Origin of the sequence: Catenibacillus scindens, from assembly GCF_014202115.1 — a bacterium.
In the GTDB taxonomy this organism is placed as follows: Bacteria; Bacillota; Clostridia; order Lachnospirales; family Lachnospiraceae; genus Catenibacillus; species Catenibacillus scindens.
In genome coordinates this window covers 14,560-27,089 of sequence record NZ_JACHFW010000024.1, presented here as the reverse complement: position 1 = coordinate 27,089, position 12,530 = coordinate 14,560, and the positions used below count along the sequence as shown (strand labels likewise).

At 41.6% G+C, this 12,530-nt stretch carries 16 protein-coding genes; 6 read left to right on the top strand and 10 right to left on the bottom strand.

Annotation, left to right across the window (positions count from 1 at the left end; all coding sequences use genetic code 11):
- Positions 1–116 precede the first annotated feature (116 nt).
- The 10 genes from HNP82_RS16955 to HNP82_RS16915 form a co-directional block, all read right to left on the bottom strand.
- The gene (locus HNP82_RS16955) at positions 117–524 is read right to left on the bottom strand and encodes an XRE family transcriptional regulator (RefSeq protein ID WP_183776634.1); all 408 of its coding nucleotides are present in this window, start codon (positions 522–524) and stop codon (positions 117–119) included.
- Entirely contained in the window at positions 469–705 is a 237-nt protein-coding gene (locus HNP82_RS17855) for a hypothetical protein (RefSeq protein ID WP_207720658.1), read from the bottom strand. Before HNP82_RS17855 ends, HNP82_RS16955 begins: the two co-directional genes overlap by 56 nt.
- Positions 706–998: 293 nt before the next feature.
- Positions 999–1,886, bottom strand: a complete 888-nt coding sequence (locus tag HNP82_RS16950) for a 4Fe-4S binding protein (RefSeq protein WP_243164837.1) — start codon at positions 1,884–1,886, stop codon at positions 999–1,001.
- Entirely contained in the window at positions 1,879–2,034 is a 156-nt protein-coding gene (locus HNP82_RS16945; RefSeq protein ID WP_176928143.1) for a CD1871A family CXXC motif-containing protein, read from the bottom strand. The genes HNP82_RS16950 and HNP82_RS16945 overlap by 8 nt, the downstream gene beginning before the upstream one ends.
- Before the next feature lie 22 nt (positions 2,035–2,056).
- Entirely contained in the window at positions 2,057–3,853 is a 1,797-nt protein-coding gene (locus tag HNP82_RS16940; RefSeq protein WP_183776632.1) for an ABC transporter ATP-binding protein/permease, read from the bottom strand.
- Complete coding sequence (locus HNP82_RS16935) at positions 3,850–5,751, bottom strand: ABC transporter ATP-binding protein/permease (protein WP_183776623.1); 1,902 nt, start codon at positions 5,749–5,751, stop codon at positions 3,850–3,852. The genes HNP82_RS16940 and HNP82_RS16935 overlap by 4 nt, the downstream gene beginning before the upstream one ends.
- Before the next feature lie 3 nt (positions 5,752–5,754).
- Positions 5,755–6,393 carry a TlpA disulfide reductase family protein gene (locus tag HNP82_RS16930; RefSeq protein WP_183776621.1) on the bottom strand — a complete coding sequence of 213 codons (639 nt, stop codon included), beginning with the start codon at positions 6,391–6,393 and terminating at the stop codon, positions 5,755–5,757.
- A gap of 158 nt (positions 6,394–6,551) precedes the next feature.
- Positions 6,552–7,646: a sensor histidine kinase gene (locus tag HNP82_RS16925; RefSeq protein ID WP_183776619.1), complete on the bottom strand. Its 1,095-nt coding sequence runs from the start codon at positions 7,644–7,646 to the stop codon at positions 6,552–6,554.
- Complete coding sequence (locus tag HNP82_RS16920; RefSeq protein WP_183776618.1) at positions 7,643–8,323, bottom strand: response regulator transcription factor; 681 nt, start codon at positions 8,321–8,323, stop codon at positions 7,643–7,645. Before HNP82_RS16920 ends, HNP82_RS16925 begins: the two co-directional genes overlap by 4 nt.
- Positions 8,324–8,563: 240 nt before the next feature.
- A complete protein-coding gene (locus HNP82_RS16915) occupies positions 8,564–9,103 on the bottom strand; it encodes an SLOG family protein (RefSeq protein ID WP_183776617.1) in 540 nt (179 codons plus the stop codon).
- Between the two features lie 156 nt (positions 9,104–9,259).
- Between HNP82_RS16915 and HNP82_RS16910 the strand changes: the two genes are divergently transcribed.
- The 6 genes from HNP82_RS16910 to HNP82_RS16885 all read left to right on the top strand — a co-directional run bounded on the left by HNP82_RS16910 (position 9,260) and on the right by HNP82_RS16885 (position 12,285).
- Positions 9,260–9,574 (top strand): helix-turn-helix transcriptional regulator, encoded by a 315-nt coding sequence (locus tag HNP82_RS16910; protein WP_183776616.1) that lies wholly within the window; start codon positions 9,260–9,262, stop codon positions 9,572–9,574.
- A gap of 509 nt (positions 9,575–10,083) precedes the next feature.
- A complete protein-coding gene (locus HNP82_RS16905) occupies positions 10,084–10,413 on the top strand; it encodes a plasmid mobilization protein (RefSeq protein WP_183776615.1) in 330 nt (109 codons plus the stop codon).
- 77 nt (positions 10,414–10,490) lie between these two features.
- Positions 10,491–10,829 carry a nucleotidyltransferase domain-containing protein gene (locus HNP82_RS16900; RefSeq protein ID WP_183776614.1) on the top strand — a complete coding sequence of 113 codons (339 nt, stop codon included), beginning with the start codon at positions 10,491–10,493 and terminating at the stop codon, positions 10,827–10,829.
- Entirely contained in the window at positions 10,819–11,226 is a 408-nt protein-coding gene (locus HNP82_RS16895) for a HEPN domain-containing protein (protein ID WP_183776613.1), read from the top strand. Before HNP82_RS16900 ends, HNP82_RS16895 begins: the two co-directional genes overlap by 11 nt.
- A gap of 519 nt (positions 11,227–11,745) precedes the next feature.
- Complete coding sequence (locus HNP82_RS16890; protein WP_183776611.1) at positions 11,746–11,943, top strand: DUF2971 domain-containing protein; 198 nt, start codon at positions 11,746–11,748, stop codon at positions 11,941–11,943.
- Positions 11,944–12,021: 78 nt separating this feature from the next.
- Positions 12,022–12,285 (top strand): hypothetical protein, encoded by a 264-nt coding sequence (locus HNP82_RS16885; protein WP_183776609.1) that lies wholly within the window; start codon positions 12,022–12,024, stop codon positions 12,283–12,285.
- Positions 12,286–12,530 lie beyond the last annotated feature (245 nt).

Sequence of the window (12,530 nt, the reverse complement as noted above, 5' to 3'; positions counted from 1 at the left end):
TAGTAATGAATCCTCTCTTTCGTATTGATTTTAGTATATCAGATTCATTAAAAATTGTCCGAAAAAGTGTCTTAATTTATGAGACCATTATAATTCAAGGTAGACACCTCCTATTGTTAATTTTCTGGATATACTTTGACAGCTATTCCAGAAATGCCTTTTTTGACGACAATGTTCGTATCAACTAAATGCTGTTTGATCTGCTCACAGGTTTCGTTCATCTGTGCCACTTCCTGCTGGAATGCTTTTTCACTTGGAAATGCGTCTTTGGAGGCAAGCAGATTTTCCTGCCATTTCTTTGTTTTAGCAAACTTAGCCAACCGGTCATTGATTGCCGGGTGCTTAAAACGGATATAGATTGTCTCTGGAATGCGATTTCCATCATCATCTTTATCTCCGTCAATCTCCATATCTATCTGATCGTCCATTTTAAAAAGTAAGGTAAGCACATCAGAAGCAGTTTCTATATCAAAATCCGTAAAAACATTGATACTTAGCCATAATGATTCCAGCTGGTTTATCATCCACAAGAGCAACCTGTGTATAGGTCTGATCGGCCAAACAGCTGCTCAAATACGCCCTTGCCAACTTTTGAGCTGTTTTCGGCGAACAAAACCGATCGTAATTCCAGGTGTCACGAACGATTTGTTCCAATGTATGACGATCGCTTTCTTGAAATTCTCTCAAAAATATTAACTTATTCATATTTTCCACACCTTGCTTCAGCGTCCGACGCTACTCTGAAAATATCCTGATATCACCGAAACCCAGAACGGAAGGTGCTAGGTCAGTAGCATCAAGAATTTGTACTTTCTTTTCCTGTAAAGTCCCTATGAGGGAGCGAAATATGCTTCCGTCCGAGTCAGAATTCGGAATCACTATAATTTCTTCCATTTCCGGCAAGCAATAGATATTTTTCTTAAAAAACTTTTCAAAAGAAAAGTAGGGAGCAGGAACAGTAATCCACGTTCCCGCTCCCTGAATCAGTTTTATGCTCCTTATGTTTTATTTTTTTTGCGCAGAGATTTTGAAATCGCACAATACTCGATAGCGTGAGTGGGACAAATATTCTTGCATTTTCCACATCGAATACACTCTAAACTGTTGGCATTCTTTACCGGATCGCACCCCATCTTGCAGGCTTTTGCACAAGCACCACAGTTGACACATTTTTCTGAATCCACTCGGTAGCGCAAAATAGAAACTGGGTTGAACAAGGAATAAATTGCGCCTAAAGGGCAGATGTACTTACAAAATGGCCGGTAAATTAGTATAGACACCAAAATGGTTACGATTAAAATGACATTTTTCCAAGCGTACAGCCATCCTACTGTGGCTCGCATTGCATCATTCAGCAGCACCAAGGGAATTCCGCCTTCCAAAGTTCCGACCGGACAAATCAGCTTGCAGAACCAAGGGTAACCCTGGCCAATCATATCAGTGATATACAGCGGAAGAAGAATAACGAATACCAAAAGAATCCCGTATTTCAGCCAGCGCAACTGACGGTCACCCTTAAATGTACGGATCTTCAACTTGGAAGGAAGCGGGATTTTGTTTAGCAGATCCTGAATCAAACCGAATGGACACAGCCAACCACATACGAAGCGGCCCATGAACGTACCGACCAAAATCATAAAACCGGCAACATAGAAGGCAAACTTATACTCGTAGCTTCCAATAGTAGCCTGCAAAGCACCAATGGGACAGGCCGCTACAGCGCCGGGGCAAGAATAACAGTTCATGCCCGGTACACAGATATTCTTTATCTTTCCTTGATATATTTTTCCTCGGACAAAGCCGATGAGATAACTATTGGTGATAACCGCCCATAAGACTTGAAAAAAATGGCGGAATCGTTCTGATTTCTTTGCTTGCTTATCCAATTCCAATACACTCCAAACAGATATTGATGGCCTTGCTCATGACGATAGCATACTCCTCCCGCCAGATTCCAAGACTCAGAAATATAACACCGATGACTAGCAACAATACCGTGATCCAGTTGGAATGAAAGATATTTTTTTGCTTCATTGGGTTTCCTCCTTAATGTCACTCATTCCCTCAACGCTTTTGCAGGGTCTGTTCGCAGTAATTTTGCGTTGGCTATGGCAGTAATAAACCATACCAGAAGGACGGTTCCGCAAATGCTCCCAGCAAACTGAAGCGGGGCAATATGAACCGGAAGAATCCCTGACAGGGTGGTGAGAAGGAGTGCAAACAATGTGGTTGTCAAGGCGGAAAGAGACGACAACAGCAGGCTTTCCCAAAGAAGCATCTTTTGGATCTGTCCACGATGATATCCGAGCGCCATCAGAAGTCCTATTTCACCCGAGCGCATACGCGCCAGCTTCATCAGTAGCATCCCACTGATGGTAAGTGCAATCACAACAATGAAGACTGATACAAGAATAAACATCGTTTGCAACTGCACAAAGGTCTCTTTCAAACTTTCCACCTGTTTTGCAGCTGTAATAGGAACGATTCCTTGCTCTGTAAGCTGAGCAGCTACTTCCAGAACTTCGTCAAAGCCGTTGACCTGATAAGTCACCGATACAGGGGACTCATCCCCTTGCAAAGTGCCATAGAGCTCCTGTTCCGTTATTGCATCCAGGTAGTAGTCATCAAAACTGCCACTGTAAATGCCGCTGATTTGCAGTTTCCTTGAAAAATTACCACAGGAGAAGACGATTTCTTTTCCAATCAGCGTACGGATATCCTGTGCAAACTGTTTGGCAAGGGATGGCGTGATAGCAATCTCCCCATCTCTGGGCATGACACCGATGTTCATGGACTCGTTGGAAATACTACCAAATTGTTTTGGCGGAACAGAAAGGCTGTGTCCTCCAAATTCTATTTTGCACTCTGGGACTGGATACTGTATATAGTACTGCTGGATATCCGGAGATCGTTCAAGCAGTGAAAGTACATCTTCTACCTTGTCATTTTCCTTCAGTAAAATCTGTCCCCAGGAGAACGCGGTATTTTTTTGCTCAAAGTGATTGATTTTTTCTTCTATTATGTTTTGTGAAGAGAATGACATAAGTATTGCACATACTGCAATCGTTACTGCAAGAGAAATTCCCAAAAATCGTTTGAAATGCGTCTTGAAGTTGTGCAATGCTCTCTTAGACATAGAAATGGGCACATCAGGAAGTGCTTCCTTTTGCGTTAAAACTGTAACTGCCTGTTTTTTCGTCTCTTTCCATACTTTGCATTTACCATCTTCTATGGTGACAACCTCATCTGCATAATCACAGATTTTACGGTCGTGAGTAATAATCAAGACCGGGCTTTGTTTTGCAATCTCCGAAAGAATTGCCATAATCTCATCCGCAGTTTTGCGATCAAGGGCTCCGGTCGGTTCGTCGGCCAGAATCACCTGGGGATTTCCAGCCAACGCCCGCGCAATAGCCACACGTTGTTTTTGCCCACCGGAAAGGTTTTCTATTTTCTCGTTTGCCTTTTCTTCAATATTAAGACGACGCAACAGAGAGAGAGCCCATTCTCTATTTTGGGCGTTATCCTGACAGGTCAGTTCAGCGGCTAACAGGATATTTTCTAGCACTGTATAGCCTGTGAGCAGATGATATTCCTGAAACACAAAACCAATGGTATGCTTGCGGTACTCGCAAAGCTCTTCATCCGACAGTTCCGAAAGTGCTTGCCCATCCACCAGAATTTTTCCGCTGTATTCTCGATCAAATCCCGCGAGAAGGTTAAGTAGCGTGCTTTTTCCCGATCCGGATGCACCTAACAGGCAGGTAATACCGTTCTCTCCAAATGTATAGGAAAATCCATCCAGCACGATTTGATCCCCATATTTTTTTGAAATATTGTTCAGTTCAATCATCCGCGTCCTCCTGTTTTCAAGGCAGTTAGGGGATTAACCGAGGTGGAAATAAGGCAAGTCTCTGCAAAGCAGAAGGCAGACACGCCAAAATTAAGCGCACATCCCAGCCAGAGAGGGACACTCAGCAATAGCGCCACAATCATGCTAAAAAGTCCGGTAAACAAGAACATTCCCGTGTATTCCACCAGCGTCAGCAAGACGATACTATTTTTTGTATAGCCACAGAGGCGATAGACAGCATACTCCTTCCTGCGCATAAATCCGCAAACCAAGCATACGGAAAGCGCAGCCAATACGGAAAGTATGACAATCAAAGCGGAAGAAAGGCCAGACTGCACCAGAGCAGTTCCCTTTAGTCCCATAATGTCCCGAATCAACTCAGCCTGTCCCAGCGGCACAATGCCCTTTGCCATCAATTCATCGTAAAGTTCCAAAAAATGCTCGGGAGAATCTGCGCGGATAGTGAAACTAAAACTGGGATTTTCTTTCTCTGCCTGAGCATAAATATCTTTCATAATTGCTAATGACGGAAACAGGGAATCCTCATGCTCGAACCGCTCAACTTTTCCATCAAATTCAATGCCATAAGAGGTATCTGCAATACCAGAAACCTTAGCGGTAAAGGAAATAGGCATTGCCACCGGCTTACCACTGTCCCAGTTATAGACCGAACCGACAAAGGAAAGTTCTTTTCCGAGAATCTCTTCATTGGTATAGCCCATTTTTTTCACTAAGATTTTAGGCAAAACGATTTCGTTTTTACTATTATCGGCGATGCGACCGGCGATTATCTGATTGAAGTTTGGGGACTGTCCGCTTTCTTCAATAATGAAGTCCTTGCCATCTACAGTAACAACCATATCTTCCATTGGTGCATCCATGATGATAGCCTCAATACGGTCATCATTTTGGTATTCCTCTAGCAGTCCGCTGATGTCTTGCTCTACACCTTGTGGAACACCAGGATTTTCCTTGCCTACCTCGCCACCACTTGTAAACGAAGGAACAAGCAGAAGATTTAGAACCGAGTTTCCCTGCTTTTCTAAAAGCTCCTGAAACGCTTCACTGCTACTTCCATTTAGCATACCGCTGAAGTTCACAGCAAGACAGGAGGCAGCAATCGCCATTGCAAGGACGATAGAGAGAAGTTTTCCCATCTGGCGCTTGCCGGTCACTCCGGCCATCCGCAGAGCAGAGCGCATGGTCAGGCGGAGATTCTCCGTGGAGCGGCTATGTGCTTTCGTGGTGCTGTCACCTTTGTCCGATCTAATCAGTACGCCTTTATCTAACTCAAAAACGGAGCAATTACCTTGAATGAGAGAGATGTCGTGGGTCACAACGATGACTGTCCGCTCTTTGGCAATTGACGTCAGTAGTGCCCCAATCTCATGGGCGGTTTTGGCATCCAATGCAGCAGTAGGCTCATCGGCAATCAGCACCTGAGGATCTTTCATCAGTTCTCTGGCAATGGCTACGCGCTGCTTCTGTCCGCCTGACAGTGTGCGAACCTTCTGATCAGCCAGTTTTTCAATCCCCAACTTTTTTAAGAGCATACTCAGACGCTTTTCACTATCGTTTCGACTCAGATAGGTCGGAACCAAAATGTTCTCCCGAACAGTTAGTTCGTCAATCAAGTGGAAACCCTGGGCAATAAAGCCAAGTTCCGTTGCATAGAACTGGGAGCAATCCTGATCAGATAGTTCTTTAAGGTTTCTGCCACAATAAAATGCTTCGCCTTCATACTGTCTATCCATGGAAGAAAGAATGCGGAGCAATGTTGTTTTTCCGCTACCGGATGCGCCGATGATGTAGTTCATCCCCCCGGTAATGGAGAGTGACACATTTTTCAGCGCTACTTCGCCCCCAAATGTTTTGGTGATATTTTTTAATTCAAACATGGGTTATTCCTCGTTCCCTTTCTGTGCAATCTTCTCAATTTCGTTCTTCATTGTGACACGCCAGTGGTTCTTGGGCATTGCGCCAACATAAGGCTCACTGACCACATTTCCTTCGCTGTCTACAAAGAAACTTTCCGGAAATGCCTGAATGCCCTTCAAACGACCTTCCAGAAGCACGCTGTCTGGGATCAGGGTAGGATACTCTACTCCTGCGGTTTTAATGATTTCCTTTGCTTTTTTCAGGCTGTCCTCATTGATCTCATTGGTATTTCCAACATCCATACAAACACTGATGATGTTGAAGCGAACACCGTCATCCTGAAATTCCTTTCTCAGTTCATTCAAGATGGGCATTTCCTCAATGCAATAGCTGCAAGTAGTTGTCCAAAGATTAACCATGGTCAAATCGTAATCTGCAAAAATATCCTTGGAAACAGCATTACCATCAAAATCCTGCGCGGAGAAATCGCCCAAAGAAACAGGCTTAGACTCATTCTGTTCTGATGTGGAGGACCCCTGCTGCGCCTCAGCGACGGTGGTTGAAGCTCCTCCGTTTGTGTCGGCGTTTGTGTTGGACTTTCCACAAGAAGCCAAACTAAGTGCCATCACCAGCAGCAAAAATACTGAAATCATTTTTTTCATCTTAAATACAATCCTTTCTTTGTTGTAGTGTAGTTACATTACATAAGGAGTATATCGCGGCTGGTATAAAATCCATATAAAGAGGACGCCGGAAGAAATTCTTCCGGCGTCCTCTCTCATTTAGATATTTCCTTCGTAGTGCAATTCTGTCCTTTTCTTTATATATTACCATTAAAGCCTACGATAAATATACTGCCTTGAGGCTGATTGTTTTTCACATAAATGTATCCATTATGCTTTTCTATAATACTTTTTACAATGGCTAGCCCAAGACCACTGCCACCCAGTTCTCGACTGCGAGACTTGTCCACACAGAAAAATGTGTCAAAAATATGAGACTTAGCCTCATCAGGAATACCGATACCGGTATCTGCAATAGTTACCTGAGCATCTGTTATTTCGATGAAAATGGAGCCGCAATCTACATTGTAGCGGATTGCATTGGAGATCAGATTAAAAAACGCTCGCTGCAACAAACTGTCATCGCCTAACACTGTTCCTTGGCCAGAAATCGTAATTTCAATTTGTTTAGTAGCAGCATATTCTTCAAGTTCAAAGACCGTTTCTTCAAGCAAAGGTCTCAACTCTACTGGTTCCTTTTTTCCTATCCCTTGTTCGTTGGTAAATGTGAGCAGATCTTTTACCAGATTGGAAAGACGCTCTGTGCTTTCTCCAATACTTTGGAGCAAATTTGTATATTCCTCAGGATTTCGATCTGGCTTCATTTGAAATACATCCAACTGGGTTTGAATCGCAGCGAGAGGGGTACGTAATTCATGGGCAGCATTAGCAGAAAAATTTTTTTGTACCTGATAAGACAGATTGAGTTTCTCGGTCATATTTTGAAACGCCTGAGCCAACTTTGCAACTTCATCTTTTGTTTGTGGAATTGAGACACCCTCATCTAGATTGTGAATGTCAATATGTTGAACTCTCTCTGTAAGGTCTTCCAATGGCTTAAGTGTTCTGGAAGCAAACAGATAGGTTAAAGCAGAACCTATCGCAATAAGACATAACATAACCAACACGGTTGTTCCCCTAAATTGCCAGAGAGCTTCCGTGACTGCAACAGAGGGCTCCGATGTTATTGCCGGCATACTTTCATCAACAGAGATCGCTGGCGTAGTAATGGTGGCCTGAACCAGCCCATTGGTTGAGTAAATAGTAGAGATTGCAAACGCCACACACATAACAGTTAAAATACATACTGAAATAGTAGTTAGTTTTAGCTTTAACGGGATACTTCTTTTCATATGCTTCCTTCCTCACGAATTACATACCCTTCGCCGATAATGTTACAGATAGGATCATATCTCAACTGTGCTTTTAACTTCCGACGCAGGGAGGACATATGAACTCGAACTGAATTAGAAAAGGTGTCAGCATTACTGTCCCATACGTGTTCAATCAATTCTTCTAACTTGATTACTCGTCCTTTGTGCAGCAGCAGATACTCCAATAGGGCATTTTCTTTCGTAGTCAGAGAAACTGGATGCCCCGCTGCGGTTACGATTCTGGATGCGGTGTCAAAACAAAGAGACCCACTGGACAAAACAGTGTTTTCGATCACTGTTTTCCTACGTAGCAGTGAGCGCATACGAGCCTCTAACTCCGCAAAATGAAAAGGTTTAGTCAGGTAGTCGTTGGCTCCCAAATCTAGCCCTTTTACCTTGTCTTCAATCCCATCACGGGCAGACAGAATCAACACAGGAACATCCAAATTTTCCTTACGAAAATTTTCGAGCACAGAAAACCCATCTAGCTTGGGTAGATTCAGGTCCAGAATGATGAGATCATATCTTTCATAAAAGGCCTTTTCATCTGCACTCTCTCCATCTCCCGCTACATCAATAGCATATCCTTTCAAACGTAACCCTTCTGCAAGGGAGTTACGCAGCTTTTCTTCATCTTCTACAATCAAAATTTTCATCGAACCACCTCGTTTCTACGTTGAGTGTATATGAAGAGCTATAAAATTTGTGTAAAGTCGGATCACCTTTACTGTCTGAGCAAACGGATACCTACTTTTCAATCAAGTTTTCCTTATTTATAATAGCATAAATCTTTAAGTAAGAACAATCTATTAGTTGGGATATGAGTGAATTGCCCTAAGTGCTTGGCTTGACACCGGGTGTAGGACTAATGAAGTCACACCCGGCGCTCTTATGGATTACATTGGATAGGTTGTATTGGCTGTGTCTGGGTGAATCAGAACTACCGGAACATCGTTCTTCCGTGCATATCTGACACACTGCATTGTCCCGGACCGCAGATTTCGCACATCGTCATAAACTGCCACTAGATAGTTGGCCTGATCCACCATGTAGCAATTTCTCTTGACATAACTTTCACGGCAATCCTCGTTTCCGATGACTTCTTTTTTGTCGCAATGTTGTAGGATAAACTCCATCCGGAGCTTGCTGCGCTGATCCCACTTGGCATCATGGCCGACAAACGGCAAGGCCACAACCAATTCAATATCTTCGTATCCAGGTTGCTCCTTCAGACGAAGAATTTGTTCAGCCGCCCACATATCTACACCCAGGGCGCCGCCAACATAAAAGCGCCGGACTTTCTTTTCATCATGTAGCTTTCGGAATACCTCCAGCATATTGGCTTTGATCTTCTTGCAAAGGGTATAATCTTCACTGTATTTGAACTTAAACCGGCTTGGGCGGTGTCCAGTAATGGCACAAACGCATTCATTCATGCGGTTTCCTCCTGTTCTAATAGCAATCGACACATAGAAAACAAAAATAAATCATTTAATACAGCATAAAAGAAGTTATTAGCCAAATTATAACATAAATAATGTTCAATATCCAGGGAACCTTTCTGATATGCTAACAATCAGAGAGGTGAACTTATGGACGAAGAATTTATCCGCAATCGGATCACGGAACTGCGGTTGAAAAAAGGCATTTCTGAATACCAGTTGAGCTTGGAACTGGGACAAAACCGTGGTTACATCCAGGCTATTTCCTCCGGCCGAGCATTGCCTTCCATGAAGCAATTCTTAAATATCTGCGAATATTTTGAAATAACGCCCCTGCAATTTTTTGACAATACCGAAAACACCCCACAGCTTGTCAGAAAGGCGTTGGATGGCATCAGGACATTATCCGATGATGATTTAATTATATTGCTTGGTCTTATTGCACGGCTGAATCAAGGAAAATGATGGCAGGCGCCAAATGGCTCCTGCCATTTATTGTTTCTTGTCGTGCTAATCATCTGCGGCTTTATTTGACCACATCTGTTGATTTATCGCTGGCTTATTTTATTCCTGCGGGAAAGAGGTTATACCGAAAGTTGGATTATCCCGAATCTTCAGAAAAAACCGCTTATTCACCAGCTTTTTATAAAAAGATTCGGGATAACTTTTCCATACTTTTAAGACACTTCCGCTGGGATTGGAACGATATATTCCTAAAATTCGGGATAATCTTTTTTCCTGCATCACAGACCGTAGAGCCGTCTTAGCATATCTTCATCGCTAACCGTGTAATTCACTGATTCCGCATCGGCAAGGCCTGCCCCCATGGCTTTTTCAATCGCTTTCCGCTTGGCTTCCGTATCCGCGTAAGCGTAATTTTTATGACAAGCTTGTCATAACATTTATGCGCATATGTTCCCGACGCAGCAACAGGATATGGCGCAAAAGTTAGACGATGAAAGGAAGATGGAATTATGCAAAAACCAGAAAGAAACAGAAAAAGAAGTTTAATTGTAAATTTTCGGATGTCTCCAGAAGAAAGAGAAGCTCTGGAATCAAGGATAGTTTTATCAGGTTTACATAAACAGGATTATCTTATCCGAAGTTCGTTATACCAAAAAATCGTGGTTGTCGGCAATGAAAGAATGTTTGCGTCATTTGAAAAACAGCTTGAGAAAATTCAGTTTAGACTCTCTGAAATCAGTGAATTAAGCCGAGTTCCGATAAGTGATACAGTTTCCTTGCGGACGATCTGTGAGATTATGGAAGGGTTGGGATATGGCCCTTCCTTTTTTAATGGTTAGAAATGAAAGATTCTGATTGCTTTTAACTTGCAGAATGGATATACTATTTATATAGAAAGAATGGAAGGAGGAGCAATATGTCTCAAAATATAAGCAGTATTTTAAAACGGTATGTAGACGACCTTCATCAATTATATGGAAACTATCTGAAGGCGGTTATTTTATATGGGTCTTATGCCAGAGGCGATTTTAACAAGGACTCAGATATTGATATTATGATATTGGTTGAACTGTCTGAAGCAGACATAAAGGCTAAAGGCCATGCTCTTTCAGATTTGACTTTCGACTATAATTTTGAGTATGATTTGGAAATCATGCCTATTGTCAAGAACCAAAGTCACTTTGAAAAGTGGTTAAGAGCATATCCATTTTACAACACTATCAAACGAGAAGGAGTAGAATTATATGCAGCTTGAGTTGGACGATATAGGTGGGGCAAGAGAACTTGCAATGCACAGGATTTCGGTTGCCAGAGATGACCTGGAGGCTGCGAAGCTGAATTTTGAAGGAGGGCATTACCGATCATCTAATAACCGGGCGTATTATGCAATCTTTAGGGCGATTTCCGCATGTTTGGCATTGGAATTTAAAGCCTATAAGCAACATGCGCAGGTTATTGGGAATTTTAACAAAGATTTCGTTCATACAGGAATCTTTCCCAAGGAGATCAGCAGAGCCCAGGAGGTCAGACATGCCAGCGACTATGATGATTTCTATATAGTATCCATAGAAGAAGCCAGGGAGCAACTTCATACAGCGCAAGAAGTTGTTGATATGGTGGAACAGTATTTGAAATCTTTAGATGTTCAATGATATGTCAGGGTACCGAAAAGGTACTAATAGTCTCTGAAAATAGATGGAAGATATGAAAATATGTGAAAAATCGACGCCAAGAGACATATATTTATAATATTGGTGATGGAAAACCAAATGAGCGGGACGAGTTTGAGTAAAAAATTTTAGCACAGATTATTTTGTATGACAGGTGGTCTTTATGATTACCTGTCATATTTCTAATTGAATATACTTTTTTGTTGCCATGGGATGGCATATAATACTAATAAAGAGAGTTCCGATAAATAAATTTAGAAAAGAGATGTATACAAAAGTATGAATGAAATTGTGTATCATTATTGTAGTGGAGATACTTTTTTTAACATTATCAAAAATTCAAGTATATGACTTTCTGATATTGGAAAATCAAATGATTATCAAGAGTGTATAAGATGCAGGGAGATTGTAAATAAGGGGATGTAAGAATATCTGAGAGATGATGTTGAAGCATTACATGCATGGAGAACATGGTATGAAGAAGGTGTATATAGTAATTCAATGAAAACATTTTGTGTGTGCTTTTCTGAAAGTAAAGATCAATTGAGTCAGTGGAGGGGATATGCACAAGATGGAAAAGGAATGGCAATTGGTTTTGATAAGGGAATTCTTGAAAAACTAAACCAGATAAGTGAATTTCATATTGCTTTTGGAAAAGTGATTTATGATAACCCACAAGAATATTTTGATGTGCGATAAAGAAGTAATAGAACCATACAACCTAAATATTAATGTGAGATAGAGAAATCGGGAATTTCAGACAAAGGAGGAATAAAAATGGGCATACGACAAGCGGTTTTAGACGATTTAAACATAGTCAGACATATTTCAGAAGTTACAATTTCTGAAATTTATCCCCATTATTATCCTAAAGGCGCGGTGGATTTTTTCCTTGAACATCACAGTGAAGAAAATATTTTAAGGGATATAAAAAGGAATCAGGTTTTTCTCTGCTTTGATTATGCGCAGGACGCTGTTGGAACGATTACAATAAATGTTTGGGGTGTTCATCTCATAAGCAATCTACATATCATCTTGTAGAATGAATAAAAGAGAAGAATATTAAAAAATGTAATCAATGTACACAATTCCCCTGTCATAAAATAAAAGACATGCTTTATCGTTCTAAGGAATATGAGAAAAAGTGCAGGGAAATTTGTACAGATGAAGAATATCGTATGTTAAAATTCGCTTTTTTTGATAAAGAACGGAATCTGAAAAGGTAACAGTTTAGCCATCAGGGATGGGCGGGCTGAACTGTTACTAAAAAAGTAGACAATAAAAAT

Bases quoted from the DNA above. Each gene is read 5' to 3' on its own strand.
- HNP82_RS16955 (WP_183776634.1), bottom strand. From the start codon at position 524: ATGATAAACCAGCTGGAATCATTATGGCTAAGTATCAATGTTTTTACG.
- HNP82_RS17855 (WP_207720658.1), bottom strand. From the start codon at position 705: ATGAATAAGTTAATATTTTTGAGAGAATTTCAAGAAAGCGATCGTCAT.
- HNP82_RS16945 (WP_176928143.1), bottom strand. From the start codon at position 2,034: ATGAAGCAAAAAAATATCTTTCATTCCAACTGGATCACGGTATTGTTG.
- HNP82_RS16940 (WP_183776632.1), bottom strand. From the start codon at position 3,853: ATGATTGAACTGAACAATATTTCAAAAAAATATGGGGATCAAATCGTG.
- HNP82_RS16935 (WP_183776623.1), bottom strand. From the start codon at position 5,751: ATGTTTGAATTAAAAAATATCACCAAAACATTTGGGGGCGAAGTAGCG.
- HNP82_RS16930 (WP_183776621.1), bottom strand. From the start codon at position 6,393: ATGAAAAAAATGATTTCAGTATTTTTGCTGCTGGTGATGGCACTTAGT.
- HNP82_RS16925 (WP_183776619.1), bottom strand. From the start codon at position 7,646: ATGAAAAGAAGTATCCCGTTAAAGCTAAAACTAACTACTATTTCAGTA.
- HNP82_RS16920 (WP_183776618.1), bottom strand. From the start codon at position 8,323: ATGAAAATTTTGATTGTAGAAGATGAAGAAAAGCTGCGTAACTCCCTT.
- HNP82_RS16915 (WP_183776617.1), bottom strand. From the start codon at position 9,103: ATGAATGAATGCGTTTGTGCCATTACTGGACACCGCCCAAGCCGGTTT.
- HNP82_RS16910 (WP_183776616.1), top strand. From the start codon at position 9,260: ATGGACGAAGAATTTATCCGCAATCGGATCACGGAACTGCGGTTGAAA.
- HNP82_RS16905 (WP_183776615.1), top strand. From the start codon at position 10,084: ATGCAAAAACCAGAAAGAAACAGAAAAAGAAGTTTAATTGTAAATTTT.
- HNP82_RS16900 (WP_183776614.1), top strand. From the start codon at position 10,491: ATGTCTCAAAATATAAGCAGTATTTTAAAACGGTATGTAGACGACCTT.
- HNP82_RS16895 (WP_183776613.1), top strand. From the start codon at position 10,819: ATGCAGCTTGAGTTGGACGATATAGGTGGGGCAAGAGAACTTGCAATG.
- HNP82_RS16890 (WP_183776611.1), top strand. From the start codon at position 11,746: ATGAAAACATTTTGTGTGTGCTTTTCTGAAAGTAAAGATCAATTGAGT.
- HNP82_RS16885 (WP_183776609.1), top strand. From the start codon at position 12,022: ATGGGCATACGACAAGCGGTTTTAGACGATTTAAACATAGTCAGACAT.